The sequence below is a fragment of the Streptomyces sp. NPDC030995 genome (genome assembly GCF_055571215.1).
The window spans coordinates 1-25,789 of record NZ_JBVIFS010000032.1 but is presented as its reverse complement, the minus strand read 5'-3'; the positions used below and the strand labels follow the sequence as shown (position 1 = coordinate 25,789).

Here is a 25,789-nt window from a genome sequence, read left to right as displayed (position 1 = left end):
TCGTTGTTTTTGGAGGTGTATCATCCTCCCCCCCCCCCTTCTTTTTGCCTTTTCTTCTCTTTCCCCCCCCCCCCCCCCCCCCCCCCCACCCCCCGCCGAGGCTGGGTGTGAGCGGCCAGGGCTGAAATGGCCTGGCCGAGGCTGGAGTGGCCCGGCCACAGCGAAGGGGGCCGGCGAGGTTACGGGCTAGGCCAGGTGGGCCTGGACCTCGGCCGCGGCCTCGTCGCCGTAGGCCTTGGTGAAGCGCTCCATGAAGTGCGCACGGGCCAGGGTGTACTCCTGGGTGCCGAGCGTCTCGATGACCAGCGTCGCGAGCATGCAGCCCAGCTGCGCCGCGCGCTCCAGGCTCACGCCCCACGCCAGCCCCGTCAGGAACCCGGCGCGGAACGCGTCGCCGACACCCGTCGGGTCGACCTTCGCGTTCTCCTCCGGGCAGCCGACCACGATCGGCTCCTCGCCGACGCGCTCGATCCGCACGCCCTGCGAGCCCAGCGTGGTCACGCGGGTGCCGACCTTCGCCAGGATCTCCGCGTCGGTCCAGCCCGACTTCGACTCGATGAGGCCCTTCTCGTATTCGTTCGAGAAGAGGAAGGTCGCGCCCTCCATCAGGGTGCGGATGTTGTCGCCGTCCATCCGGGCGATCTGCTGCGAGAAGTCGGCGGCGAAGGGGATCCCCCGCGTCCGGCACTCCTCCGTGTGGCGGAGCATCGCCTCGGGGTCGTCCGCGCCGATCAGGACCAGGTCCAGCCCGCCCACGCGGTCGGCCACGGCCTTCAGCTCGATCAGGCGGGCCTCGCTCATCGCGCCCGTGTAGAAGGAGCCGATCTGGTTGTGGTCGGCGTCCGTGGTGCACACGAAGCGCGCGGTGTGCAGCACCTCGGAGATGCGGACGGACTCGGTGTCGACGCCGTGCCGGTCCAGCCAGGCGCGGTACTCGTCGAAGTCGGAGCCGGCGGCGCCGACGAGGATCGGGCGGCTGCCGAGCTGCCCCATGCCGAAGCAGATGTTCGGGCCGACACCGCCCCTCCGGACGTCGAGGTTGTCGACCAGGAAGGAGAGGGAGACCGTGTGCAGCTGGTCCGCGACCAGCTGGTCGGCGAAACGGCCGGGGAAGGTCATGAGGTGGTCGGTGGCGATGGAGCCGGTGACTGCAATGCGCACGGCGTGGACGCTCCTGCTGAGGACGGCGAGGGACAGTCAAAACTACCCGGTGAGCGGGCCCAGTCCGAACCCCTGAAACTACCCTGAAGTAACTCTTTCTTCGCGCGAGCCCCCGTGTCTACGGTGCCTGCATGACCTACACCGACGGTTTCGGCTGCTCCGAATACACCGCTGACGAGCTCACCCGGCTGCTGGGCGACTGCGCACGGATGGCCCCCCACTGGGCGGTCCCGGTGGGCCCCCGGCCGGTCCGCGTGGCACCCTCGCAGATCCACGGGATCAGCGTCCCGCCGGCCTCGGCGCGGCTGATCGCCGGCACCGCCGCGTACGGGGACCAGTAGGACCCGCCGGACGGGAACCGGTTGCGCGCCTGTTCCGTCACACCCGCATCAGACACGGCGGGACCGGCGAAGGAGCGTTGCGGTGACCAGCGAAGAACCCGACACATCACGCGGCACACGACGGCGGCCGACCTGGGCCGTCGGCTCGATCGCGGCTGCGGTACTGCTCGCGGGCGGCGGTACCGCCTACTGGGCGTCCACCGCCTACGGCGACGGTTCGCCGGGCCGTACGGGCGAGCGCGCGGCCTCCGCGCCCCGTGACGCGGGAGACCCCTCGGGTCCGGGCATCGCGCCCGGGGAGCCCGACCCGTCCGGGGCCGGGGTGGTCTACCGGACCGACGTCAAGCTCCCGGAGAGCCCGGGCACCGCCCCCGTCTTCGTCGCGTCCGGGGAGGTCACCTCGGAGGAGGTCAGCCGGCTCGCCAAGGCCCTCGGCCTTGGCGACGCCCCGCGGCTCACCGGGGAGACCTGGCTGGTCGGGGAGGCGGCCGACGGCTCCGGTCCGCGGCTCACGGTGAACCGCAAGGCACCGGGGGCCTGGAACTTCACCCGCTTCCAGGCGCCGGGCACCGACAACGGCACCGGCGCCGGGGACAACTGCGTGCGCGGCAAGGACACCTGCGGCCCGGCCACACTCCCCCGGGTCCCCGCCGGGACGGACGCGCCCAAGCCGGTGTCGGAGGAGGCCGCCAAGGCCGCCGCCGCTCCCGTGCTGGCCGCCGCCGGGCAGGACGGGGCGAAGCTGGACGCGCGGCTCACGCAGGGTGCGGTGCGGGTGGTGACCGCGGACCCGGTGGTCGGCGGGCTGCCCACGCAGGGCTGGGCCACGCAGGTCAGGGTGGCCCCGGACGCCTCGGTACTGTCGGGCAACGGTGAGCTGAAGGCCCCCGTACGGGCGGCGGCCGAGCAGCCGGTGGTCGGTGCCGTGGAGGCGCTGGCCAAGCTGAACGAGAAGTCGAGCGGCCGGGAGGGCAGCCCGGAGCCGAGCGGCTGCGCGACCTCGGTCCCGCTGAATCCGGACGACCCCGCGACCCTGCCGTGCAACCCGGAGCCCCGGCCCATGAAGCCGCCGCGGACGGAGACGGTACGGGGCGCCACGCTCGGGCTGGTCCCGGGGACGCAGAACGGGGAGCGGGCGCTGGTCCCGGCCTGGCTCTTCGAGGTGGCGGGCAAGGACGGCGCCCCGGGCCGCACGGTGGCCCAGCCGGCCGCGGTCGAGCCCGTCGCCGACGCCGGGCCGGGCACCCCGGGCCCGAAGGACGGCCGTACCGTGCCCGGATTCTCGTACGCGCAGGCGGACCGCAAGCTGACGGTGAACTTCTGGGGCAGCGTGTGCAGCACCTACGCCCTGGAGGCGCGGGAGCAGCCGGAATCGGTCATGGTGAAGATCACGGACACCCCGAACCAGCCGGGCCAGGCCTGCATCATGCTCGCGCAGGAGATGACCGTGACGGCGACGCTCCAGCAGCCGCTGGGCGACCGGAAGGTGGTCGACGCGACCACGGGCAAGCCGCTCCCCCGGCAGTAGCCCGGCACACATGCGGCGAGGGCCCGCCTCCGGTCGGATGCGACCGGAGGCGGGCCCTCGTCGTACGGATGGTCCGGGCTCGGCCGAAGGCCTGGCCGGACGAGTCGACCTAGCTGAACGAGTCGCCGCAGGCGCAGGAGCCCGTGGCGTTCGGGTTGTCGATCGTGAAGCCCTGCTTCTCGATGGTGTCGACGAAGTCGATGGACGCACCGTGGAGGTACGGGGAGCTCATCCGGTCCGTGACGACCTTCACGCCGTCGAAGTCCTTCACGACGTCGCCGTCGAGGGAGCGCTCGTCGAAGAAGAGCTGGTAGCGCAGGCCGGAGCAGCCGCCGGGCTGGACGGCGACGCGGAGCGCCAGGTCATCGCGGCCTTCCTGCTCCAGCAGGGTCCTGACCTTGTCGGCGGCGGCGTCGGACAGGAGGATGCCGTCGCTCACGGTGGTCTTGTCGTCCTGTACGGACATCTGCATTCACTCCCGAAGTGGGCGGCTCCCCGCCGGAGGCGAGGAAACGTCGGACTCTTGCCGTCGGTGGCAACGAGCGGGACCGCGGATTCATTCCGGGACCCGACGCTTGTTTCAGATATTCCATGCTCGCACACCGCGCGAGGGGCGAACCCGAGTGGATCGCACGGATCCGGGGGCTGATGCGTCACATTGACACTATCGGCATCGTCAAACTGACGTGAAGCGGTTATGATAGATAGCGTCAAGTAGACGAGAAGTCGAAGCGATGATCCAGAAGTCCCTTGTCGCAGAACAGAAAGGGTGCGTGTCGTGACCACCGCCCAGCCTTTGGACGTCCAGCCGACGCCCCTTGCCCTGCTGCTGCTCGGCCGCGAGGCCGACCCCAAGAGCGAGCGCGGGGTGGAGTGCCCCGGCGACCTTCCCTCGCCGTCGGACCCGAACCTCGTGGCGCGCGCCCGCGCGGCCAAGGAGAAGCTCGGGGACAAGGTCTTCATCCTCGGCCACCACTACCAGCGTGACGAGGTCATCGAGTTCGCGGACGTCACCGGCGACTCCTTCAAGCTGGCCAAGGACGCGGCCGCCAAGCCGGAGGCCGAGTACATCGTCTTCTGCGGCGTCCACTTCATGGCCGAGTCCGCGGACATCCTGACCTCGGACGCCCAGAAGGTGGTCCTGCCGGACCTGGCCGCCGGCTGCTCGATGGCCGACATGGCCACCGCCGAGCAGGTCGCGGAGTGCTGGGACGTGCTGACCGAGGCCGGCATCGCCGGCGCCACGGTGCCCGTCTCGTACATGAACTCCTCCGCCGACATCAAGTCCTTCACCGGCAAGCACGGCGGCACGATCTGCACCTCGTCCAACGCGAAGAAGGCCCTGGAGTGGGCCTTCGAGCAGGGCGAGAAGGTGCTCTTCCTCCCGGACCAGCACCTGGGGCGCAACACCGCCGTCCGCGACATGGGCATGTCCCTGGACGACTGCGTCCTCTACAACCCGCACAAGCCGAACGGCGGCCTGACCGTCGAGCAGCTGCGGAACGCCAAGATGATCCTGTGGCGCGGGCACTGCTCGGTGCACGGCCGGTTCTCGGTCGACTCGGTCAACGACGTCCGCGCCCGGATCCCCGGCGTGAACGTCCTGGTCCACCCCGAGTGCAAGCACGAGGTCGTGGCGGCCGCGGACTACGTCGGCTCGACGGAGTACATCATCAAGGCGCTGGAGGCGGCCCCGGCCGGCTCCAAGTGGGCCATCGGCACCGAGCTCAACCTGGTCCGTCGCCTGGCGAATCGATTCGCCGCGGAGGACAAGGAGGTCGTCTTCCTCGACAAGACGGTCTGCTTCTGCTCGACGATGAACCGCATCGACCTCCCGCACCTGGTGTGGACCCTGGAGTCGCTGGCCGAGGGCACCCTCGTCAACCAGATCCAGGTCGACAAGGAGACGGAGAGCTTCGCCAAGCTCGCGCTGGAGCGGATGCTGGCACTGCCGTAACGGCCGGCGCAACGCATTGCCGGAAGGGGCACCCCGCGGGGTGCCCCTTTCGTTTAACCTCCCCGGTACGGAGGGGAGTTGATCGCAATGACGCGATACATCGAGGTTCTGGCGGACGCGGGTGCCGAGGCCGACGGGCAGCAGCAGGAGGAGGCCAGGGCCGAGCTGGTGGCGGCGCTGGAGGAGGTGGGCGTGGACGAGGTCCGCGTCGCTGAACTCCCCGCCGAGGCGGGCGCCAAGTCCGGTGGCCTGACCACCGCCGAGATCCTGGTGGCCGCGGGCCCGCCGCTGTTCGCGGCCGTGGTCGCGGCCTTCGAGTCCTGGGTGCAGTGGGCCTCCTCGCGGCAGGTGCGCGTACGCCTCGGGGAGAACGAGTTCGAGGCCGGGCGGCTGACGCCGGAGGAGCGGCGGCGACTGATCGACCACTTCATCGCGCACACCGCCTCCCCGGCCCGGGAGCCGCGCGATGGCGGTGCGTGAAGCGCTGGTCATCGGCACGTCCACGTACGAGGACACCCGGCTCAACCGGCTCCGCTCACCGGGGCTGGACGCCATGGAGCTGTCCGAGGTGCTCAGCGACCCGGGCATCGGCGGCTACGCGGTGCGGCCGGTCATCGACCAGCCCGCGCATGTCGTACGGCGCGAGATCGAGCGCTTCTTCGTCCGCCGCAAGCCGGACGACCAACTGCTGCTCTACCTGTCCTGCCACGGCATCAAGGACTCGAAGCTCCAGCTGTACTTCGCCGCCGCCGACACCGACCGCGACCTGCTCGACTCGACGTCCGTCGCGGCCGCGTTCGTCAACGCCCAGCTGATCCGCTGCGCGTCGCGCAAGATCCTGGTGCTGCTGGACTGCTGCTACAGCGGGGCGTTCCGGCCGGGCGGCGCGAAGTCGGCGGACACGGCCGTGCACCTGCTGGAGGAGTTCAAGGACACCGGGGTGGCGGTGATCACGGCCACGGACGCGCTCCAGCAGGCCTGGGAGGGAGACGACGGCCCGGCCACCGAGACCGGCGAGGGGCAGCTGTCCGTGTTCACGGCGGCGGCGGTGGAGGGGCTGCGGTCGGGCCGGGCGGACCGGGACGGCGACGGCTGGGTCTCGGTCGAGGACCTGTACGGCCACGTCCGCGAGGAGATGCTGTCCCGCGACGCCCGCCAGAACCCGCTCCGCTGGATCCTGGGCGGCCAGGGCACCCTGAAGGTCGCCCGCCGCGCCGCTGCCGGCGCGCCGGCCCAGCCGCTCGCCCTCCCCCGCAGCCTTCCCGCCCTGGGCGGCCTGGCCACCGAGCTGCTGGCCGGCATCACACCGGGCACCTCGGTGCTGCGCCGGACCCTGGGCCCGGTCCCCCGGCCGGTGCTGCTCACCGGGGACGACGGGATGCCGTACGTCAGCACGGACACGCGGGCGATCGTCGCCGCCCTGCCCACTGAACCCGGCCGCGCGGCCTTGGGCACCGGGCTGCTGCGCAAGCTCGTCACCGATCAGTACCGACGGGCCATGGACGGCACCGCGACCGCTGCGGTGGTCTTCGAGTCCGTCCTACGGGGCCTGCAGCCGGCCCTGGCCCGGGGGACGCACCCGGCGGTGCTGGCCCGAGCCGTGCCCCTCGTCTTCGCGCAGGCGCGAGGCATCCTCACCGAACTCGGCATGCCCCTGGAGCGGGAGTGGAGCCGACGGCTCACCGATGCCGTCACGGCAGTCTGCCAGGACGAAGAGATCGGGATCATCGTGGGCAGCGCCGTGCTCTGGACCGGCACGGAGGGTGCCGTCACCGTCACGGAGTCCGCCGGCTTCGGACTCGACCGGGCGTTCTCCGAGGGTTACTCGATGGCAGCCGGCTACCTGTCCCCCGCGTTCACCACGGACGAGCCGCTACCCGTCGCCGCGGAGCTGGGCGACCTCCGGCCCCGGTTGGCCCTGCTGAGGACCAAGGTCTGCGAGATCGCCGTCGGCGGCGCCGAGGAAGCCGTGATCCGGCAGCGCACGACCCTGGTACGGCGGGCCGTGCACACCGGCCAGGCCGCGCTGCGCAGTGGTCTGGTGCCCGGCGGGGCCGCAGCCCTGGCGGTGACCGGCCACCGCCAGGGCACCGTCGGCGACCCGGCGGCGCGGGACGTCTCGGCAGCTCTGGGCAAGGCACTTGCCGAACCTCTGCTGGCGCTCGCGAGGAACCGCGGCGAGACCGACCCGGGGAGCGTGCTCCGGCGCGTGCGGGCCGAGTGGCCGACGGTCACCTACGACGCGGCGCGCGGCACGTTCCACGCCTGCGGGACGGCCGGCGTCTGGAAACCCACCACGACGGGCTGGGAGATGCTGCGCGCGGTCGAGGCCGCCGTGATCGAGTACCTGACGCTCATCTGACAACACGAAGAGGGGGCGCCCGGAGATTCCGGGCGCCCCCTTTGGCCGTGCACGGGTCAGACCGTGGCCGGGGACTCCTCGTCCGAGGAGTCCTGCGGGGTCGGGACCACCGTCAGACGGGCCTCGCGCTTCGCGGAGCGCTTCGCGCGGCGGCGTTCCTTGCGGAGTTCCACCATCGTGTAGAGGGTCGGCACGAGCAGCAGCGTCAGCAGGGTCGAGCTGACCAGGCCGCCGATCACCACGACGGCGAGGGGCTGCGAGATGAAGCCGCCCTCACCGGTGACGCCGAGCGCCATCGGGAGCAGCGCGAAGATCGTCGCGAGGGCCGTCATCAGGATCGGACGCAGCCGGTGCCGGCCGCCCTCGATGACCGCTTCGACGACGCCCAGGCCCTGGGCGCGGTACTGGTTGACCAGGTCGATCAGGACGATCGCGTTGGTCACGACGATGCCGATGAGCATCAGCATGCCGATCATCGCCGGAACGCCCATCGGGGTGCCGGTGACGAGGAGCAGGCCGAGCGCGCCGGTCGCCGCGAACGGGATGGACACCAGCAGGATCAGCGGCTGGATCAGCGAGCGGAAGGTCGCGACCAGCAGCATGAACACGATCGCGATGGCCGCGAACATGGCCAGCCCCAGCGAGGCGAAGGCCTCGTCCTGGTCCTCGGAGACGCCGCCGATGGAGGCCGTGGCGCCCTCCGGCAGGTCCAGGGCCTTGAGCTTCGTCTGGAGCTCGGAGCTGACCGCGCCCGTGTTGTCACCCAGCGGCCGCGCCGTGACGGTGGCGGCGCGGGCGCCGTCGATCCGGGTCATCGCGACCGGGCCGGGGACCTCCTTGACCTCGGCGATGTCGCCGAGCTTCAGCGGGCCGACCGGGAGCGCCTGGAGTTCGGCCAGGGTGGTGGCCGGCTGCGCGGACTTGATGACGATGTCCCGCTCGGTGTCGTCCAGCACGGCCTTGCCCGCCGGGTTGCCCCGTACGGCCTGGGCGACGATCGCGCCGAGCGCGGCCTGGTTCAGGCCCGCGTCCGCGGCCTTGGGGGTGGCGGTCACGGAGATCCGGGGCACGGACTGGGACAGGTCGCTCTGTACGTCGGTGACGTTCTTCAGGGCGGCGACCTCGGCGCGGACCTGCTCGGTGGCCTTGGCGAGGACGTCGCCGTCCCCGGCCTTGACGACCACGCTGAGGTTCTGGCTGCCGAAGGCGTCGCCCACCGTGATCCGGGTCCGGCCGATGCCGTCGAGCTTGGCCAGCTCGCCCTCGATCCGCTTCTTGACGGCGTCCGCTTCGGCGGCGTCCTTCAGCGAGACCTGGAACGAGGCCTGGTTGGAGCCCGTACCGCCGCCGAAGGCCGCGAGGAAGCCGGAGGAGCCGACGGTGACCTGGTAGCTCTTGACGCCGTCGACCGAGGCCAGCGCCTTCTCGATCTTGCGGCTCGCCTCGTCGGAGGCGCCCAGCGAGGTGCCGGGGGCGAGCTCCTGCTTGACCGTCAGGACGTCCTGCTCGCCCTGGTCGAAGAAGTTGGTCTTCAGCAGCGGGGTCATCCCGAAGGTGCCGATCAGGATGACGACCGCGATGGCCACGCTGGTCAGGCGGCGGCGGGTCGCGAAGCCCAGGACCCGTACGTAGAACCGCTGGAGCTTGCTGCGCGCCTCCTTCTCCTCGGCCTCGCGGCGGGCCCGGGCGGCGCTCTCGGCGTCCCCGGCCGCGACGCCCTTCGGCGCACTCAGGAACCAGTACGACAGCACGGGTACGACGGTCAGCGAGACGAGCAGCGAGGCCAGCAGGGCCGCGGTGACGGTGAGCGAGAAGGAGCCGAAGAGCTCGCCGATCATGCCGCCGACGAGGCCGATCGGCAGGAAGACGGCGACGGTGGTGAGCGTGGAGGAGGTGACCGCGCCGGCGACCTCCTTGACCGCGGTGAGGATGGCGGCCTCGCGCTCCTCGCCGTAGCCGAGGTGGCGCTTGATGTTCTCCAGGACCACGATCGAGTCGTCGACGACGCGGCCGATGGCGATGGTGAGGGCGCCGAGCGTCAGCATGTTCAGCGACAGGTCGCGGGTCCACAGCACGATGAGCGCGAGGACCACGGACAGCGGGATGGACACCGCGGTGACCAGCGTCGAGCGCAGCGAGGCCAGGAAGACCAGGATCACGATCACCGCGAAGAGCAGGCCGAGCAGGCCCTCGGTGGTGAGGCTGGAGATGGACTTGGCGACGGCCGGGCCCTGGTCGCTGACGACGGTCAGGTCGGCGCCGGCGCCGAGGGTGGAGCGCAGCTCGGGCAGCTTGTCCTTGACGGCGTCGGAGATGGCGACGGCGCTGCCGTCCTTGTCCATGGTGAGGACGAGGGCGAGGCTGGGCTTGCCGTTGGTACGGGTGATGGAGACGGCCTTGGCGGCCTCCTGCTTGACGGTGGCGACGTCGCCGAGGCGGACGGCGGGCTTGCCCGGGCCGGGGCTCAGGCGCAGGTCCTCCACCTGGGCGACGGAGGTGTAGCCGGCGCCCACGCGGACGGTCCGGTTCTTGCCCGCCTCGTCGAAGGAGCCGGCGGGAACGCTCGCGCCGCCCGCCTGGAGGCCCTGGGCGAGGGCGGCGCCGTCGAGGCCGGCGGCCGCGAGCTTGGCGTCGTCGGGGGTGACGGTGACCTGGAGCTCCTGGACGCCGTCGACGGTGACCTGGCCGACGCCGTCGATGTCGGACAGGACGGGGACGACGGAACGGTCCAGCTGGTCGGCGAGCGCCTGCTGGTCCTTGTCGGAGGTGACGGCGAGGATGACCGTCGGGATGTCGTCGGTGGAACCGGCCACCACCTGCGGGTCCACCTCGGCGGGCAGCCGGACCCGGGCCCGGTTGACGGCCTGCTGGACGTCGGCGACGAGCTGCTTGGTGCCGCTGTCGCCGTAGTCGAAGGTGGCCATGACGAGGGCGTTGCCCTCGCTGGCGGTGGACGTGATGCCGGTGATGCCGTCGACGCCCTTGAGCATGGCCTCGATCGGTTCGACGACCTGCTTCTCCACCACGTCGGGCGAGGCGCCCTGGTACGGCGCGAGCACGGACACCATCGGCAGTTCGATGGAGGGCAACAGCTGCTGCTTGAGCTGCGGAATGGCTATGGCGCCGAAGAGGAGCGCGACGATCGACACGAGGCCGATCAACGCCCTTTGGGCAAGGCTGAAGCGGGACAGCCACGACATGGGTGTGAGATCTCTCTGCAGTGACGAACGCAAGGGCCTTTCCAGCCTGCCCCCCGCGTGGGCGTGTTGCGTCGCTCCCAGGTCCCGTCCTTATGTGCGGCATACCGCGTCCGCAGTACGCCGTACTACTGCGCCCTACTGCGCTCGCGGATGGACCAGTCCCGATTCGTAGGCAATGACCACCAATTGGGCCCGGTCGCGGGCGCCGAGCTTGGCCATGGCCCGGTTCACGTGGGTCTTGACGGTGAGCGGGCTGACCTCCAGCCGTCCGGCGATCTCGTCGTTGGACAGTCCCGCGGCCACGTGTACGAGGACCTCGCGCTCCCGGACGGTCAGCGCGGCGAGCCGCTGCGCGTGCGTCCCGGCCTCGGCCACGCTCGGGTCGGCGCCGCCGCCCTGGGCGAGGAAGGTGGCGATGAGCCCCTTGGTCGCGGCCGGGGAGAGCAGCGCCTCGCCGGCGGCGGCGACGCGGATGGCGTTGAGCAGCTCCTCGGGCTCGGCCCCCTTGCCGAGGAAGCCGGAGGCGCCGGCCCGCAGGGACTGGACCACGTACTCGTCGACCTCGAAGGTCGTCAGCATCACCACGCGCACGGCGGCGAGTTCCGGGTCCGCGCTGATCATGCGGGTGGCGGCGAGCCCGTCGGTACCGGGCATCCGGATGTCCATCAGCACGACGTCGGCGCGGGTCTCCCGGGCGAGCGCGAAGGCCTGCGCCCCGTCGGAGGCCTCCCCGACGACCTCCATGTCGGGCTCGGAGTCGACGAGCACCTTGAAGGCGCTGCGGAGCAGGGCCTGGTCGTCGGCGAGCAGCACCCGGATGGGCGCGGCGGATGGCAGGTCCGTCGAAGTGTGATCCACGGTGGTGAGCGTACGTCGGCCCGCGGCGCACCCCCTACCGGTAAGGGCCTCGGGAGGGCCTAGCCCAGGGCGAGGACGATCAGGGTGCCGGTCGCCGCGACCTCGGCCAGGGCGCCGAAGACGTCGCCGGTGACCCCGTCGAAGCGGCGTACGCAGCGGCGGAGCAGCAGTTCGGCCACGAGCAGGGCGGCCAGGACCGCCGCCGCGTGCCGGCCGGCGGCCGGGAGGCCCAGCGGGAGGGCGGCGGCCGTGGCCGCGGCGAGGACGAGCGCGGCGATCGCGGCGGCCGCGGGGCGCGGGACCACCCCGGCGACCGCGGCGCCGAGCCCCTCGGGGCGGGCCGGCGGGACGCCCTCGCGGGAGGCCGAGGTCATGGCGAGGCGGGCGGCCACGGCCGCGACCACCGCGGCGAGGGCGCCGCGCACCCAGCTGTCGGCGTACACCTCGGACAGGGCCGCGACCTGCACCAGGAGGACGAGCACCAGGGTCACGACACCGAAGGGGCCGATGTCGGACTGCTTCATGATGCGCAGGGCGTCCTCGGCCGGTTTGGCGCTGCCCAGGCCGTCCGCCGTGTCCGCGAGCCCGTCCAGGTGCAGCCCGCGGGTCAGCGCGGCCGGTACGGCGACGGTGACGACCGCGGCGAGCAGCGGGCCCCCGCCGAGCACCAGCAGGAGCACTCCCGGTACGGCGGCCAGCAGGCCCACGACCAGTCCGGCGAGCGGGGCGCAGGCCATGCCGGTGCGGGCGGCGGGGCGGTCCCAGCGGGTGATGCGGGCGGGCAGCACGGTGAGGGTGCCGAAGGCGAAGCGGACGCCGTCGAGGAACGAGGCGCGTTCCGGGGGCGGCGACAGGGGCGGATCTTCGAACGAATCTGTCATCGGCGCGAACGCTACCGTGCCTACGCGAGTTGCCCAGTGTTGGCCGAATCGCTGTGAACCGGACTGGACGCTGGGCGTCTGGTACCGGCTGTCTCCCGAACGGTCTTGGAGACGGGGAACAGCGCGAGCTGGTCGCTTCGGCTCCGGCAGGTCTTGGTGCCCCGGTGGGGCGTGCCTGTGGTCCTTGGCGGGCTTGCGGTCCCGCGTGCCCTCGGGCAGGGGACGGTCTGGCCGGTAGCTCTCCGCGCCACGATCCTCTGGTCGTGTGCGGTCACACCTGGCCGACGCCGTATCCCGTGTCCGAGGGCGCGCCTTCCGATCGCCGTCGCGGCCGCGTGGTGGCCGGTGACGACAGTGGTCTTCGCTTGCTGCTGGAGGGGGGCCTGCCAGTGCCGGCCGCCCCAGCGGGAGGTGTACGCGGGGTCGACCGCGACGATGACAAGGCCCGCGTGGTAGGCCATTCCGCGCAGACGTTCCCGGAAGCGCGCGGTGGGGAGTCCGGCGACGGTGCGGCGGAAGGTCTTTCCGCGTCTGCCGCGGCCCATGGTTTCGCGTCCGGTGGCGCGGGCGTCGCCGAAGCCCAGGTTCTCGATCGCCAGACCGGCGCATCCGTTCGCCTTGGCGAGGTCGAACAGTACGGTGATCGCGGCTCGGAGCCGCCCGTCACGCTGGGATGCGGGTCCGGTCAGGTCGATGGGCACAGTGACCGGTTCGCCGACCGGGTTGCCGTGGGCATCTACTACGCAGGCGGCGAGGTGGTCGGCGTTGAGATCCACGGCGAGCAGCCGGACGTCGGCGGCTGCCAGCTCGACCGGGGTGGGCAACACCGTCTTCCCGCTGGACCAGGAGGCGTCGAGGTACCACCTGCCGCGAGCGGGGTCGTGGGTGATGTCGTAGCGCACGGCGCGGTTGGTGGTGACTCGGTCCAGCCATTCGTCCTGGCGGTGGTTGAAGGTGACCGTGCAGGCGAGGCGGTAGCGGCCACGCGGGGCGTTCGCCAGGTGCCGCAACGGTTCGGGCAGGACGATCGTGACCGTGCCGTCCGCCGGGTCGACGGTGATCGTGTAGTTGCCGTACGGCGCGCCGGACTCGCCGTCGGCGGTCAGGAACATGCGCTCGGCGTCCCACCGCTCCCGCCACTCGTTCTGGGTGAGCTGGACGTCGGCGAGATTGTGCCGGACCTTCGCAAGCCGACGACCGCCAATGACTATCGCCGGATGCCCGGCCTCGATCCGCCGCTCCACCTCGACCAGGCGCGCGGTGAGCACCTGCAACCGGCGCTGCTTCTGTGCTCGCTCGGCCCGGCTCGCATAGCCGCGCACACCGCCCACGCGCCGACCGCAGGGTGCCGCCAGACGCTGACGAATCTTCGCGACGGCCCGGCGCAGGGACGCCCGCTCATCGAACAGGCACCGAAGGGACAGCTGGAACTGGTCCTCGGACGCACGAGTGATGGCCCCTGCCCACCGGGACGACGACACTTTCGTCAGTGCGCGCTTCCGCTCCGCCCGCCGGTTCTCCTTCACCGGCACCATGCCGATCCGCACCCGCTCAGCCAGATCAGCACGCGCATGACTGCCGAGGTGTTCACCGAGGAGCGTCAGGACCTTCTGCTCCGCCGAACACAGGCGCAGGCGGTCACGGATGCGGGCCCCGGTAGGCGCCGTGACCGTGAACGGATCGGCCAGCGTGCGCAGTTCGCGCATCTTCTTTCGTGCACCGCGTGCCACCGGCCACCCCCTCCCCACTCGCCACAGCGACTATGCCGACCCCCACAGGCAACCACTCCAACAGGACCACGAGCCCTGCAACGCCAACCGCATTAACCCAAACGAGGCATCGTTGACCAACTATGACTAAACCAACAGTCGACAACCCGCTTACGTTGGGCGGTAAATTGCCCATTACGTTCCAAATAGGGAGTCAGTGGGATGGGTCACTGGTGGTACCGGAACATCGTGGAACCGGGGAAGCTGCCCCTGCTCCTCGCCCTGCTCTCCTTCGTGCTGTCGTTCCTGGTCACCCGCGTGATCACCCGGATGATCCGGGCGGGCCGGGGCCCCTTCAAGAACGTCACCCCGGGCGGCATGCACATCCACCACGTCGTACCGGGCGTGGTCCTCGTGATCATCGGCGGGTTCGGGGCGGTGGGCAGCGGCCGGCACGGCTTCGGAGCGTGGCTCTCGGCCATCCTCTTCGGGCTGGGCGCGGGCCTGGTCCTGGACGAGTTCGCGCTGATCCTGCACCTCGACGACGTCTACTGGAGCGAGCAGGGCCGCAAGAGCGTGGAGGTCGTCGTCCTCACCGCCGCGCTGGTGGCGCTGGTGCTCGGCGGGTTCGTGCCCTTCGGGGTCAACGACCTGACCGCCGAGGAGCGCCAGAGCCGCGGGCTGGTCGCCATGAACGCGGCCGGCAACTTCTTCCTCGCACTGATCGCCCTGTGGAAGGGGAAGGCGCGCACCGCCGTCTTCGGCGTGGTCATCCCCTTCGTGGCGCTGATCGGCGCGATCCGGCTGGCCCGGCCCGGGTCCCCGTACGCGAAGAGGTTCTACGCGAGCCGTCCGCGCGCCCGGGCCAAGGCCGGACTGCGCGCCTTCCACCACGACCGGCGCTGGACGGGGAAGCGCCGCAGGTTCGAGAACTTCATCGGCGGGACCCCCGACCCGGAGCGGGCCGTGTCCCTGCAGAAGCCGCCCCGGCACTGAGGGGCGGGCGGGGCGAGAACACGACGACGGGCCCGCCCCTGGTGGGGGGAGGGCCCGTCGTCGTGTGGTGTCGGTGTGTGTCCGCCCGGACTCGGCCCGGGGATCGGCCCGGGGTCAGCCCGGGATCAGCCCGTCGTCGCTGAGCATCGCCTTGACCTCGTCCAGGCTCGCGTCGGGGCCCGGCAGGATCAGCTCGGACGGCTCCAGCGCCTCGTCCGGGAGCGGCTCGCCGAGCCGCCGTACGGCTTCGAGGAGCGCGCCCAGCGTGCGCCGGAAGCCTTCCGTATCGCCGCTCTCCAGCTCTTGGAGCAGCTCGTCGTCCAGCTTGTTGAGCTCGGTGAAGTGGCTGTCGGCCAGCTTCACCTGGCCTTCCCCCATGATGCGGACAATCATGACGGGCCCCGTCCTACTGCTTGTCGAACCGGTGCTGGTTCTGCGACGGCTGGGCGGTGCCGGGGGCGCCGCCCTCGATGGCCTGCTGCTGCGCGGACGGGCCGCCCGCCAGCTCGGCCTTCATGCGCTGGAGCTCCAGCTCCACGTCCGTACCGCCCGACAGGCGGTCCAGCTCGGCCTGGATGTCGTCCTTGGAGCCGAGCCCGCTCCGGTCGTCGAGCGCGCCGGAGGCCAGCAGCTCGTCGATCGCGCCGGCGCGGGCCTGCAGCTGGGCGGTCTTGTCCTCGGCCCGCTGGATGGCCAGGCCGACGTCGCTCATCTCCTCGGAGATGCCGGAGAAGGACTCCGCGATCCGCGTCTGCGCCTGTGCCGCGGTGTAGGTGGCCTTGATGGTCTCCTTCTTCGTACGGAAGGCGTCCACCTTGGCCTGGAGCCGTTGGGCGGCGAGGGTCAGCTTCTCCTCCTCGCCCTGCAGGGTCTGGTGCTGCACCTCGAGGTCGCTGACCTGCTGCTGGAGCGAGGCGCGGCGGGACAGGGCTTCGCGGGCCAGGTCCTCGCGGCCCAGGGCGAGCGCCTTGCGGCCCTGGTCCTCCAGCTTGGCCGACTGTCCCTGGAGCTGGTTCAGCTGGAGCTCCAGGCGCTTGCGGGAGGTCGCCACGTCGGCGACTCCGCGGCGCACCTTCTGCAGCAGCTCCAGCTGCTTCTGGTACGAGTAGTCGAGGGTCTCGCGCGGGTCCTCGGCCCGGTCAAGGGCCTTGTTCGCCTTCGCGCGGAAGATCATCCCCATACGCTTCATGACACCGCTCATGGGCTTCGCGCGCCCCCTTCTGGACGGACTGTGTTGCAGGTCACCGACAGAACCCACAGTACGGGCCCTGTCTCCATTACCGCACTGTTCGAGTGCGGATGCGCTCCTCCTCCAGGACGACTGCGCCTCCGCCGTATCAGGCGTAAGGAGTAGGTGCGTCCCCGATGAACCTCGCACTGGGAAGACGCCCGCCGTTGCCGGATCGTTCCCCACCGGGGTGGGGCCCATGCCCGCAACCACGTAGGCTTGGGTTTTGTGTTTGGTAGCCGCTCCTCCAAGGAAGAGAAGGCCGCCGCCACCGACAAGGTGAGCGCCGACCTCTCGCAGCCCCGTGACCCGCAGGCCCCGAAGGGCCGCCCTACGCCGAAGCGTGCTGTGGCCCAGTCGCAGCGCAAGGCCGTGGTGGCCTCGACCGGCAACCGCAAGGAGGATGCCAAGCGAGCCCGTGAGCGTCGCCGTGTAGAGATGGCCAAGCAGCGCGAAGCGCTGGCCAGTGGCGACGAGCGTTACCTGCCCACCCGTGACAAGGGCCCCGTCCGCAGGTTCGTCCGCGACTTCGTGGACTCCCGCTTCTCGGTCGCCGAGATGTTCCTGCCGCTGGCCGTGCTCATCCTGGTGATGAGCATGCTGCCCTCGCCGGCGGTCAAGAACATCGCGCTGCTGTTGTGGCTCGGCGTGATCGCCCTGATCCTCGTCGACTCCGTCGGCCTGGTGTTCCGCCTGCGCAAGGCACTCAACGAACGCTTCCCGAACGAGCCCCGGCGCGGCGCCGTCGCGTACGGCCTCATGCGCACGCTCCAGATGCGCCGGCTGCGCCTGCCCAAGCCGCAGGTCAAGCGCGGAGAACGGCCCTGAGCCGAGCAAAGCCCGGCACGTCGGGGGAAGGCTTCGCCGAAGGAGCCCGGCTCTGGCTCGAAGGCCTGGGCGGACTGCGCAACGCCGTCCGCCAGGAACTCGTGGGCCGGCAGGTCGACGAGCAGATCGCGCACCGCTTCCCGGTCGGGCAGCGGCTGCGCGTGCTCGACGTCGGCATGGGCCAGGGCACCCAGGCGCTGCGCCTCGCCCGCGCCGGGCACAAGGTGACGGGTCTGGAGCAGGACCCCGGGATGCTGGCCGTCGCCCGCGAGGCGCTGGCCGCGGAACCCGCCGGGATCCGCGACCGGGTCCGGCTCATGGAGGGCGACGGCCGCGAGACGGGCGCGCACTTCCTGCCGGGCAGCTTCGACGTGGTGCTGTGCCACGGGGTGCTGATGTACGTGCCCGAGCCGGACGCCATGCTCGCCGGGCTGGCCCGGATGCTGGCCCCGGGCGGACTGCTGTCCCTGCTGGTGCGCAACGGCGACGCGCTCGCCATGCGGCCCGGGCTGGACGGCGACTGGAAGGGCGCGCTGGCCGCCTTCGACAGCATCGACTACACGAACCGCCTGGGTCTGGACGTACGCGCCGACCGGCTGGCCGGGCTCACGGCCACGCTGTCCGGGATCGGTGCGCCGCTGCAGGCCTGGTACGGCGTACGCGTCTTCACCGACGGCACCGAGGCCGGCGAGTCCCTGCCGCCCGACGAGGAGCTGGAACAGCTGCTGGCCGCCGAGGACCGTGCCGGGCGGACCGACCCGTACCGCGGTGTCGCGGCGCTGCTGCACCTGTGCGGCGTCCGGGGCTGACGCCGTGCCCCGCTGCGCGGGGCGTTTGCGGGGGCTCCGCCCCCACACCCCCGCGCCTCAAACGCCGGCGAGGCTGGAATTGCCCTCCGGGCAACCCAGCCCCCCGGCAGAGGTCAGGCCTCCAGGTCAGGCCTCCAGCGCCGCGCGCAGACTCATCGTGTACAGCTCCGTCCCGCTGTCGTCGGACAGCTTCACCTGCTCGGTGCCGCCTTCCAGCAGGTCCTTCCAGTACTCACCGATCCACGACTCCGCGTCGCCCTGCGTGGTGAACTCCTCGGGTACCACCGACGGGCTCGTCTCGGTGCCGTCGGCCGTCTCGAACCGCCACGTCCACGCCATGTCCGCCTCCGTTGCTCGTCCGCTGCTCGCACGCTTCTCGCCTTGAGTGTGCCCGCAGAGTAACCGGGCGCGCAGCAGTCTCGGCGACGCGGGAGGATCATCCTGTGGAACTCACTCTGCTCGGCACCGGCACACCCGAGGGCCTACCCCGGCCCGGCTGCCCCTGCGCGGCCTGCGCGCTCTCCGTCGGCGCCCGGTCCCGCGCCGCCACGGCGGTCCTGGTCGACGGGGCGCTGCTGCTCGATCTGACCCCCGGGGCGGTACTGGCCGGGGCCCGGGCCGGGCATTCGCTGGGCGGCGTACGGCAGGTGCTGCTGACCCACCCGCACGACGGGCCGGCCGTGGAGCTGCCGCCCGGGCTGCCGGCGGCCGGGCGGGTGCCGGACGGGCGGGAGCTCGCGGTGATCTCCGGGCACCGGGTGCGGGCGGTGCCGATGGACTCGCCGGGCACCGGGTACGAGGTGACCGGCCCGGACGGCGTCCGGCTGCTGTACCTGCCGCCGGGCGGGGCCCCGGCCGGCACGAACGGCGTGGTCGGGCAGCGCCCGTACGACATGGTCCTCGGCGATGTGCTGGGCCGGCCCGAGGCGCTGGCCCGGCTGCGGGCGAGCGGCGCCGTCGGCCCGGCCACCGACGTCATCGCCGTCCACCTGGACCACGACACCCCGCCGGGCCGTGAGCTGGAGCGCCGGTGCGTGGCCGCCGGGGCCCGGGCGGTGCCGGACGGGGCCACCGTGATCGTCGGCGAGTACCGCGCGGCGCCGGATCTGCCGCGCCGGACCCTGGTGCTGGGCGGGGCCCGCTCCGGAAAGTCCGTCGAGGCGGAACGGCGGCTGGAGTCCTTCCCCGAGGTGGTCTACGTGGCCACCGGCGGCGCCCGTGACGGGGACGCGGAATGGGCCCAGCGGGTCGGTCTGCACCGGGAGCGCCGGCCGGGGAGCTGGCGGACGGAGGAGACCTGCGAGCTGGTCCCGCTGCTGGCCGCGGCAGGGCCGCCGCTGCTGATCGACTGCCTGGCGCTGTGGCTGACGGACGCGATGGACCGGGCCGGGGCCTGGGACGACGCCGTCTGGGCCGAGAGCGGGCAGCAGCGGCTCGGCGAGCGGACGGCCGAGCTGGTGGCGGCCGTGCGCGCGACCCGTCGCCGGGTGGTGCTGGTCAGCAACGAGGTGGGCTCGGGCATCGTCCCGGCGACCGCCTCGGGCCGCCGCTTCCGCGACGAGCTGGGCCGGCTGAACGCGCGGGTCGCGGGCGAGTGCGAGCACGTGCTCCTCGTCGTCGCGGGGCAGGCGAGCGTACTCAAGGACTAGGCGAGGAACGCCGAGGAAGCCGGGGTGATCCCGTGGACCGATCGAGCCGTTCCGGGGAGCGGGCCGCGCTGGCCGCCTTCGCGGCGTGCTGTCTGATGGGCGGCGGCAACGCGGTCGGGGTCAGGTTCAGCAATCGCGAGCTGGATCCGCTGTGGGGCGCCGCGGTCCGGTTCGGCGCCGCCGCGCTCGTGCTGCTGGCGGTGATGGCCTTCCTGCGGCTGCCGCTGCCGCGCGGGCGGGCGCTGGCCGGGGCGGTCCTGTACGGGGTGCTCAACTTCGGGGTGACCTTCGCGCTGGCCTACTACGCGCTGGTCCGCGTCCATGCGGGTCTGGGGCAGACCATGCTGGCCCTGGTCCCGCTGGTGGCGCTGCTGCTGGTGGTGGCCCAGCGCCAGGAGCTCTTCCGGATGTCGGCGCTGGCGGGCACGCTCGTCGCGGCCGCCGGGGTGGCCCTGGCCTCGCGGGCGCCGCTGCAGGCCGATGTGCCCGTGCTGTCCCTGCTGGCGATCCTGGGCGCCGTACTGTGCTTCGCGGAGGCGACCGTACTCGTACACCGCCTGCCGCCCATCCACCCGGTGACGATGAACGCGGTGGGCATGAGCGCCGGGGCGGCGCTGCTGTTCGCGGGCTCGTGGGCCGCGGGCGACACCTGGCGGCTGCCGCGGCTGGCGGTGACCTGGTGGGCGCTGGCGTACATGGTCGTGGCGGGTTCGGTGCTGACCTTCGTCCTCTATCTGGTGGTGGTGCGCCGGTGGGGCGCCTCGCGGGCGGCCTACGTCTTCGTCGTCGTCCCGGTGATCACGATCCTGCTGTCGGCCCGGCTCGACGACGAGAAGCTGACGGCCGGTCTGCTGCTGGGCGCTCCGCTCGTCCTGCTCGGTGTCCATCTCGGCGCCCTGCGGCCGGGCCGCGACCGGCCGTCGGGGCCTGCGGCCGACGGCGCGACCAAGGCCTGAGGGAGGGCTTTACCGGCTGTACTCTCTGGCAGATGAGCACGCTGAATCTCGACGACTTCTCCGATCTGATCGAGCGCCCCGACGGGGGCGTCCGACGTGATGCCGAGGAACGCCGTGAGCGCCTCGCCGTGCCGCCGGGCGCGCTGGGCCGGCTCGACGATCTCGCCGAGTGGCTCGCCGCCGCGCAAGGGCGGGTGCCGGTCAAGCCGATCGAGCGCCCGCGCGTGGTGCTGTTCGCCGCCGACCACGGGATCGCCTCCGAGGGCGTCTCCGCCCGGGCCGCCGGCACCGGCCACGAGCTGGTGCGGGCGGTGCTGGAGGGGACCAGCCCCGTCGCCATCCTGGCCAGTCGGCTGGGCGCCACCATACGGATCGTCGACGCGGGGCTCGACTGCGATCCCGGGCTGCTGCCCGAGGACGTGGTCAGGCACCGCGTCCGGCGCGGCAGCGGCCGGATCGACGTCGAGGACGCGCTGACGGTCGAGGAGGCCCGGGAGGCGCTGCGGCTCGGCATGCGGATCGCCGACGAGGAGGCCGACTCCGGGACGGACCTCGTCGTCCTCGGGGACCTCAGCGTGGGCGGCACCACCGTCGCCGCGACCCTCGTCGCCGCCCTGTGCGGAACCGATGCCTCCGTGGTCACCGGCCGCGGCGGACTGCCCATCGACGACCTGGCCTGGATGCGCAAGTGCGCGGCGATCCGCGACTCGCTGCGCCGGGCCCGCCCGGTCCTGGGCGACCAGGTGGCGCTGCTGGCCGCGGTGGGCGGCGCGGACGTGGCCGCCATCACCGGTTTCCTGCTCCAGTGCGCGGTGCGCCGTACGCCGGTCATCCTCGACGGGGTCGTCTCGGCCGCGTGCGGGCTGGTGGCCCAGCGCGCCGCGTTCCGCGCGCCCGACTGGTGGCTGGCAGGTCAGGCGAGCGGCGAACCGGGCCAGGCGAAGGCACTGGACCGGATGGCACTCAACCCTGTGCTCGACCACGGCGTCACTGTGGGCGAAGGTACCGGGGCATTGCTGGCTCTCCCCCTCGTCCAGGCGGCCGCCGCACTCGCGGCGGAGCTCCCTGAGCGGGCGGCGCAGGAGCCGACGGAATGAGCCGCCGGGGCCCGCGGTCCTGACCAGGTCGTGGTCTCCGACTCGCCCAACCGTGGGCGGCGGCGCCCCATATGATCGCTTTTTATGGGAGAGGTCCGTTTGAGCAGCGCAGAGACCGACCGCACCGCCACACCGGCGACCGGTCCGTCATCCGGCAGGAAAGAGACCGGCGGCGACCCCGCCGGCAGGGCGGCGGGGGGCAGCCGGGAATCCGGACGGGAGGCCGGACGGGACACCGGCCGGGGCAGTACGCGCTCACGGCGCGGCGCCGCGTTCGCGGTCTGGTACCTGCGCACCGTCACCTTCGTCAACTTCCTGAGCGCGGTGTGGGTTTCGCTCGGGCAGGACCTGCGACGCCACAACGCCGACAACTTCTACACCCCGTACCTGCTCACGGCCGGCTTCGCCTCCGGGCTCTTCTGCCTGCTGCTCGCGGTCACCATGGGCCGCCGCAAGCGGGCCGCCTGGATCCTGAACCTGGTCGTGAGCGGGCTGCTGCTGCTCGCCTTCCTCAGCGCCGCCTTCGTCCCCTGCTCGTGGGGGGCCGACGTCTGCTACCCGGAGTTCCGCGACCACGCGCAGAACTGGGTCTCGCTCGCCCTGACCGCCGCCTTCGTCGGCGCCCTGCTGCTGGGCCGCCGCGAGTTCTACGCCAAGGGCGACCGCTCCAACCCCGCGCTCGCCACGGCCGTCGCCGCCGTTGGCCTGCTGCTCGGCTCGCTGGTCGCGGCCCTGCTCGTCGGCGCCACCAACACCCACGTCAGCGCCTCCGACGCCACGTTCCTGGACCGCTGGCGGTACGGGGTGATGCGGCTGATCACCCTGGCACCGGACGACCGGGTCTCCCGGGTGATCACCACGCCCGGCTGGGTGGACGTCTTCATCAACGTCATGTCGATGCTGCTGCTCCTCGCCGTGCTGTTCGCCGCCTTCCGCTCGCGCCGCGCCGTCGACCCGCTCACGCAGGACGACGAGGAGCGGCTGCGGGCGCTCCTCGCCCGGCAGGGCGACCGCGACTCCCTGGGCTACTTCGCGCTGCGCCGCGAGAAGTCCGTCATCTGGTCCCCCACCGGCAAGGCCGCCGTCACCTACCGCGTCGTCGGCGGGGTCTCGCTGGCCTCCGGCGACCCGATCGGCGACCCCGAGGCCTGGCCCGGCGCCATCGAGCCGTGGCTGGCCGAGGCCCGCGAGCACGGCTGGGTCCCGGCGGTCAACGGCGCGAGCGAGGAGGCGGGGCAGATCTACGCCCGGCACGGCCTGGACGCGCTGGAGCTGGGGGACGAGGCGATCGTCGAGACCGCCGAATTCACCCTGGAGGGCCGCGCCATGCGGACCGTCCGGCAGGCGTTCAACCGCGTCAAGCGGGCCGGCTACACGGTCCGCATCCGCCGCCACGCCGACATCCCGGCCGACGAGATGGACGAGCTGGTGCGCCGCGCCGACGACTGGCGCGACGGCGCGACCGAGCGCGGCTTCTCCATGGCGCTGGGCCGACTGGGCGATCCGGCCGACGGCCAGTGCGTGATGCTGGAGTGCACCGACGGCAACGGCGACCTGCGCGCCCTGCTGTCCTTCGTACCGTGGGGACCCAAGGGCCTGTCGCTGGACCTGATGCGCCGCGACCGGGACTCCGAGAACGGCCTGATGGAGTTCATGGTCATCGAACTCCTCGAACGCTCCAAGGAGATCGGGGTCACCCAGGTCTCCCTCAACTTCGCGATGTTCCGGTCCGTCTTCGAGCGCGGGTCCAGGCTCGGCGCGGGTCCGGTGCTGCGGATGTGGCGCTCGCTGCTGAGCTTCTTCTCCCGGTGGTGGCAGATCGAGTCCCTCTACCGGGCCAACGCCAAATACCGGCCGATCTGGGAACCGCGGTTCATGCTCTTCGAGAAGAGTTCGGACCTGCTGCGGATCGGCATCGCGGCGGGTCGGGCCGAAGGGTTCCTGGAGGCCCCCGGCCTTCCGAAGTGGCTGCACCGCAGACACCTGGAGACCCGCCGTTGACAGCGTGGCACACCACCTCCCCGCAGCGGTTCGCCCGCCGCGAGTGGGGGCCCCTGTTCCGGACCGTCCGGGACAGGCTCGCCCGCGACAAGTGGCGGGCGATCCCCATGACCATCGGCGCGGTCTGCCTGACCTCGGTCTTCCAGATCGTGCAGAACACCTCCTGGGGCTTCCAGCCGGTCCAGAACCTCGGATCGGTCAAAGCCGTCGACCCGCTCTGGCTGGCCCTGCTGCGGACCCCCCTGTCGCTGTTCGTCCCGGCCCTGGACCTGCCGGTGTGGGGTGCGCTCGCGCAGATCCTGCTCGTCTTCGGGATCGCGGAGATCTGCATCGGCTGGTGGCGCACGCTGCTGGTCGCCTACGTCGCCACCCTCGCCGGGACCACGTACGCGCGGATCGGACTGGCGCTGGGCCCCGACCACCCCTTCGGCCTGCCGGTGTCCGACCGGATCGTCAACGACACCGGACCCTCGGCGGCGGTGGTCGGGCTCGCCATCTACGTCTGCTGGCGCTACCGGGCGTACCTCACCGGCGGCCTGGTGGTCCTGCTGATGATCGGCGAGGTGCTCGTCAAGAACAACCTGGCGGGCAAGGAGCACCTGGCGGCCATCGCCGCGGTCATGGCGGTGTGCGTGGTCCGCGCCCAGTGGGGTCCGCAGCGCTCCCGCACCCCGCTGGGGCAGCACCCTCCCCCTTAGGGCCCGCCCAGGGGTGTGTATCCCGGCCACACCCCCCAGGCCGTACCGTATCCGCGTGACGACAGAGCCCGGGCGGTTCGCCCCCAGCCGGCAGTGGATGCGGACCCATCCGCTGGCCACCGATGCCGCTCTGGCGTTCGGGGCGTTCGTCGCCATGGTCGTCGGCTCCTTCGCCGATCCGAACGGGCCCCACGGGCCCACCTTCGGGACGCGCACCCCCGATCCGTTCTCGCTGCTGCTGATGCTGCTCGGCGCGGCCGCCCTGGTGTTCCGGCGCCGGCAGCCGCGCGTCGTGCTCCCCGTGACCTGCGGGCTCTCGCTGCTGGAGCTGGCCACCGGGGACCCGCGGGCGCCCGTCGTCATGTCCACGGTGATCGCCCTGTACACGGTGGCCTCCCGCACCGACCGGCCGACGACCTGGCGGATCGGGCTGCTCACCATGACGGGGCTGACGGGCGTGGCCATGCTCGCCGGGCCGCTGCCCTGGTACGCGCAGGAGAACATCGGGATCTTCGCCTGGACCGGGATGGCCGCGGCGGCCGGGGACGCGGTGCGCAGCCGGCGGGCCTTCGTCGACGCCATCCGGGAGCGGGCCGAGCGCGCCGAGCGGACCCGCGACGAGGAGGCCCGGCGGCGGGTCGCCGAGGAGCGGCTGCGGATCGCGCGGGACCTGCACGACGTGGTGGCCCATCACATCGCCCTGGTCAACGTGCAGGCGGGGGTGGCCGCGCACGTCATGGACAAGCGGCCGGACCAGGCCAAGGAGGCCCTGGCCCACGTACGGGACGCCAGTCGCTCCGCGCTGAACGAGCTGCGGGCCACGGTCGGGCTGCTGCGGCAGTCCGGCGACCCGGAGGCGCCGACCGAGCCCGCGCCCGGGCTGGGCGTCCTGGACGAACTGGCGGACACCTTCCGGCACGCCGGGCTGCCGGTGGACGTGATCGTCCAGCTGGACGGCGAGGCGGGGCCGTTGCCGGCCGCGGTGGACCTGGCGGCGTACCGGGTGATCCAGGAGGCGCTGACCAACGTACGCAAGCACGCGGGCCCGGGGGTCAAGGCGGAGGTGAGCGTGGTTCGGGTCGGCCCGTCGGTGGAGGTGACCGTACTGGACGACGGCGGCGGCGCGAAGGCTCCCGACGCGGAGCCCGGCGGGGGCCACGGCCTGCTCGGCATGCGCGAACGCGCCACCGCTCTGGGCGGCTCCTGCTTCGCGGGCCCCCGCTTCGGCGGCGGCTACCGCGTCCACGCGATCCTCCCCGTGTGACCCGCCCCCCTCTTTCCGCTGCGCGGCCCCTCCCCTAGGCCAGCCCCTCCAGCCTTGACCGGGCCAATCCAGCCGTGGCCGGGCAAATTCAGCCTTGGCCGGGCCAATCCAGCCTCGCCGGCGTTTGAGGCGCGGGTCCGGGCAGAGCCCGGTGCCCGGCGGAGCCGGGTTCGGGGGGGGGGGGGGGGGGGGGGGGGGGGGGGGGGGGGGGGGGGGGGGGGGGGGGGGGGGGGGGGGGGGGGGGGGGGGGGGGGGGGGGGGGGGGG

At 72.4% G+C, this 25,789-nt stretch carries 23 protein-coding genes; 14 read left to right on the top strand and 9 right to left on the bottom strand.

The window, feature by feature from the left end:
* Positions 1-186 precede the first annotated feature (186 nt).
* Entirely contained in the window at positions 187-1,161 is a 975-nt protein-coding gene (locus tag ACZ45T_RS32115) for a carbohydrate kinase family protein (RefSeq protein WP_468447543.1), read from the bottom strand.
* Between the two features lie 131 nt (positions 1,162-1,292).
* Between ACZ45T_RS32115 and ACZ45T_RS32110 the strand changes: the two genes are divergently transcribed.
* Positions 1,293-1,502, top strand: coding sequence for a hypothetical protein (locus tag ACZ45T_RS32110; RefSeq protein WP_468447541.1), 210 nt, complete (start codon positions 1,293-1,295; stop codon positions 1,500-1,502).
* Between the two features lie 82 nt (positions 1,503-1,584).
* Positions 1,585-3,030 carry a hypothetical protein gene (locus ACZ45T_RS32105; RefSeq protein ID WP_468447539.1) on the top strand — a complete coding sequence of 482 codons (1,446 nt, stop codon included), beginning with the start codon at positions 1,585-1,587 and terminating at the stop codon, positions 3,028-3,030.
* Positions 3,031-3,139: 109 nt separating this feature from the next.
* Here ACZ45T_RS32105 and erpA read toward each other — a convergent pair whose 3' ends face one another.
* Complete coding sequence (gene erpA, locus ACZ45T_RS32100) at positions 3,140-3,496, bottom strand: iron-sulfur cluster insertion protein ErpA (protein WP_214940913.1); 357 nt, start codon at positions 3,494-3,496, stop codon at positions 3,140-3,142.
* A gap of 303 nt (positions 3,497-3,799) precedes the next feature.
* Between erpA and nadA the strand changes: the two genes are divergently transcribed.
* The 3 genes from nadA to ACZ45T_RS32085 all read left to right on the top strand — a co-directional run bounded on the left by nadA (position 3,800) and on the right by ACZ45T_RS32085 (position 7,349).
* Complete coding sequence (nadA, locus tag ACZ45T_RS32095) at positions 3,800-4,987, top strand: quinolinate synthase NadA (RefSeq protein ID WP_468447536.1); 1,188 nt, start codon at positions 3,800-3,802, stop codon at positions 4,985-4,987.
* Between the two features lie 87 nt (positions 4,988-5,074).
* Positions 5,075-5,467: a hypothetical protein gene (locus ACZ45T_RS32090; protein ID WP_468447534.1), complete on the top strand. Its 393-nt coding sequence runs from the start codon at positions 5,075-5,077 to the stop codon at positions 5,465-5,467.
* Positions 5,454-7,349 carry a caspase family protein gene (locus ACZ45T_RS32085; protein ID WP_468447532.1) on the top strand — a complete coding sequence of 632 codons (1,896 nt, stop codon included), beginning with the start codon at positions 5,454-5,456 and terminating at the stop codon, positions 7,347-7,349. The genes ACZ45T_RS32090 and ACZ45T_RS32085 overlap by 14 nt, the downstream gene beginning before the upstream one ends.
* Before the next feature lie 56 nt (positions 7,350-7,405).
* On the opposite strand, the gene ACZ45T_RS32080 is transcribed toward ACZ45T_RS32085, so the two are convergent.
* The 4 genes from ACZ45T_RS32080 to ACZ45T_RS32065 all read right to left on the bottom strand — a co-directional run bounded on the left by ACZ45T_RS32080 (position 7,406) and on the right by ACZ45T_RS32065 (position 14,018).
* Positions 7,406-10,549, bottom strand: coding sequence for an efflux RND transporter permease subunit (locus ACZ45T_RS32080; RefSeq protein WP_468447530.1), 3,144 nt, complete (start codon positions 10,547-10,549; stop codon positions 7,406-7,408).
* A 135-nt stretch (positions 10,550-10,684) separates the two neighbouring features.
* Positions 10,685-11,407 carry a response regulator gene (locus ACZ45T_RS32075; RefSeq protein WP_468447528.1) on the bottom strand — a complete coding sequence of 241 codons (723 nt, stop codon included), beginning with the start codon at positions 11,405-11,407 and terminating at the stop codon, positions 10,685-10,687.
* A 59-nt stretch (positions 11,408-11,466) separates the two neighbouring features.
* On the bottom strand, positions 11,467-12,288 hold the full coding sequence (gene cobS, locus ACZ45T_RS32070) for an adenosylcobinamide-GDP ribazoletransferase (RefSeq protein ID WP_468447526.1): 822 nt from the start codon (positions 12,286-12,288) through the stop codon (positions 11,467-11,469).
* Positions 12,289-12,308: 20 nt separating this feature from the next.
* Positions 12,309-14,018: a hypothetical protein gene (locus ACZ45T_RS32065; RefSeq protein ID WP_468447524.1), complete on the bottom strand. Its 1,710-nt coding sequence runs from the start codon at positions 14,016-14,018 to the stop codon at positions 12,309-12,311.
* A 201-nt stretch (positions 14,019-14,219) separates the two neighbouring features.
* Between ACZ45T_RS32065 and ACZ45T_RS32060 the strand changes: the two genes are divergently transcribed.
* On the top strand, positions 14,220-14,993 hold the full coding sequence (locus tag ACZ45T_RS32060; RefSeq protein WP_468447523.1) for a hypothetical protein: 774 nt from the start codon (positions 14,220-14,222) through the stop codon (positions 14,991-14,993).
* Between the two features lie 114 nt (positions 14,994-15,107).
* Here ACZ45T_RS32060 and pspAA read toward each other — a convergent pair whose 3' ends face one another.
* On the bottom strand, positions 15,108-15,386 hold the full coding sequence (gene pspAA, locus ACZ45T_RS32055) for a PspA-associated protein PspAA (protein WP_468447521.1): 279 nt from the start codon (positions 15,384-15,386) through the stop codon (positions 15,108-15,110).
* 13 nt (positions 15,387-15,399) lie between these two features.
* Positions 15,400-16,194 carry a PspA/IM30 family protein gene (locus ACZ45T_RS32050; protein WP_468447519.1) on the bottom strand — a complete coding sequence of 265 codons (795 nt, stop codon included), beginning with the start codon at positions 16,192-16,194 and terminating at the stop codon, positions 15,400-15,402.
* 255 nt (positions 16,195-16,449) lie between these two features.
* Here ACZ45T_RS32050 and ACZ45T_RS32045 point away from each other — a divergent pair, with 255 nt between their 5' ends.
* Both ACZ45T_RS32045 and ACZ45T_RS32040 read left to right on the top strand, forming a co-directional pair.
* Positions 16,450-17,049, top strand: a complete 600-nt coding sequence (locus ACZ45T_RS32045) for a DUF3043 domain-containing protein (protein ID WP_468447517.1) — start codon at positions 16,450-16,452, stop codon at positions 17,047-17,049.
* A gap of 65 nt (positions 17,050-17,114) precedes the next feature.
* The gene (locus tag ACZ45T_RS32040; RefSeq protein ID WP_468447638.1) at positions 17,115-17,858 is read left to right on the top strand and encodes a class I SAM-dependent methyltransferase; all 744 of its coding nucleotides are present in this window, start codon (positions 17,115-17,117) and stop codon (positions 17,856-17,858) included.
* A 126-nt stretch (positions 17,859-17,984) separates the two neighbouring features.
* Here ACZ45T_RS32040 and ACZ45T_RS32035 read toward each other — a convergent pair whose 3' ends face one another.
* Complete coding sequence (locus ACZ45T_RS32035) at positions 17,985-18,197, bottom strand: hypothetical protein (RefSeq protein ID WP_362812268.1); 213 nt, start codon at positions 18,195-18,197, stop codon at positions 17,985-17,987.
* Positions 18,198-18,301: 104 nt separating this feature from the next.
* Here ACZ45T_RS32035 and ACZ45T_RS32030 point away from each other — a divergent pair, with 104 nt between their 5' ends.
* The 6 genes from ACZ45T_RS32030 (at position 18,302) to ACZ45T_RS32005 (ending at position 25,523) form a co-directional block, all read left to right on the top strand.
* Positions 18,302-19,507, top strand: coding sequence for a bifunctional adenosylcobinamide kinase/adenosylcobinamide-phosphate guanylyltransferase (locus ACZ45T_RS32030; protein ID WP_468447514.1), 1,206 nt, complete (start codon positions 18,302-18,304; stop codon positions 19,505-19,507).
* A 32-nt stretch (positions 19,508-19,539) separates the two neighbouring features.
* Positions 19,540-20,463: a DMT family transporter gene (locus tag ACZ45T_RS32025; protein WP_468447512.1), complete on the top strand. Its 924-nt coding sequence runs from the start codon at positions 19,540-19,542 to the stop codon at positions 20,461-20,463.
* A 32-nt stretch (positions 20,464-20,495) separates the two neighbouring features.
* Positions 20,496-21,560, top strand: coding sequence for a nicotinate-nucleotide--dimethylbenzimidazole phosphoribosyltransferase (gene cobT, locus ACZ45T_RS32020; protein ID WP_468447510.1), 1,065 nt, complete (start codon positions 20,496-20,498; stop codon positions 21,558-21,560).
* 84 nt (positions 21,561-21,644) lie between these two features.
* Positions 21,645-23,561: a phosphatidylglycerol lysyltransferase domain-containing protein gene (locus ACZ45T_RS32015; protein WP_468447508.1), complete on the top strand. Its 1,917-nt coding sequence runs from the start codon at positions 21,645-21,647 to the stop codon at positions 23,559-23,561.
* A complete protein-coding gene (locus ACZ45T_RS32010) occupies positions 23,558-24,259 on the top strand; it encodes a hypothetical protein (protein WP_468447506.1) in 702 nt (233 codons plus the stop codon). Before ACZ45T_RS32015 ends, ACZ45T_RS32010 begins: the two co-directional genes overlap by 4 nt.
* 97 nt (positions 24,260-24,356) lie before the next feature.
* A complete protein-coding gene (locus tag ACZ45T_RS32005; RefSeq protein ID WP_468447636.1) occupies positions 24,357-25,523 on the top strand; it encodes a sensor histidine kinase in 1,167 nt (388 codons plus the stop codon).
* Positions 25,524-25,789: the final 266 nt, after the last annotated feature.

Bases quoted from the DNA above. Each gene is read 5' to 3' on its own strand.
- ACZ45T_RS32015 (WP_468447508.1), top strand. From the start codon at position 21,645: ATGGGAGAGGTCCGTTTGAGCAGCGCAGAGACCGACCGCACCGCCACA.
- ACZ45T_RS32080 (WP_468447530.1), bottom strand. From the start codon at position 10,549: ATGTCGTGGCTGTCCCGCTTCAGCCTTGCCCAAAGGGCGTTGATCGGC.
- ACZ45T_RS32035 (WP_362812268.1), bottom strand. From the start codon at position 18,197: ATGGCGTGGACGTGGCGGTTCGAGACGGCCGACGGCACCGAGACGAGC.
- ACZ45T_RS32110 (WP_468447541.1), top strand. From the start codon at position 1,293: ATGACCTACACCGACGGTTTCGGCTGCTCCGAATACACCGCTGACGAG.
- erpA (WP_214940913.1), bottom strand. From the start codon at position 3,496: ATGTCCGTACAGGACGACAAGACCACCGTGAGCGACGGCATCCTCCTG.
- pspAA (WP_468447521.1), bottom strand. From the start codon at position 15,386: ATGATTGTCCGCATCATGGGGGAAGGCCAGGTGAAGCTGGCCGACAGC.
- ACZ45T_RS32050 (WP_468447519.1), bottom strand. From the start codon at position 16,194: ATGAGCGGTGTCATGAAGCGTATGGGGATGATCTTCCGCGCGAAGGCG.
- ACZ45T_RS32060 (WP_468447523.1), top strand. From the start codon at position 14,220: ATGGGTCACTGGTGGTACCGGAACATCGTGGAACCGGGGAAGCTGCCC.
- ACZ45T_RS32085 (WP_468447532.1), top strand. From the start codon at position 5,454: ATGGCGGTGCGTGAAGCGCTGGTCATCGGCACGTCCACGTACGAGGAC.
- ACZ45T_RS32090 (WP_468447534.1), top strand. From the start codon at position 5,075: ATGACGCGATACATCGAGGTTCTGGCGGACGCGGGTGCCGAGGCCGAC.
- ACZ45T_RS32005 (WP_468447636.1), top strand. From the start codon at position 24,357: ATGCGGACCCATCCGCTGGCCACCGATGCCGCTCTGGCGTTCGGGGCG.
- cobS (WP_468447526.1), bottom strand. From the start codon at position 12,288: ATGACAGATTCGTTCGAAGATCCGCCCCTGTCGCCGCCCCCGGAACGC.
- cobT (WP_468447510.1), top strand. From the start codon at position 20,496: ATGAGCACGCTGAATCTCGACGACTTCTCCGATCTGATCGAGCGCCCC.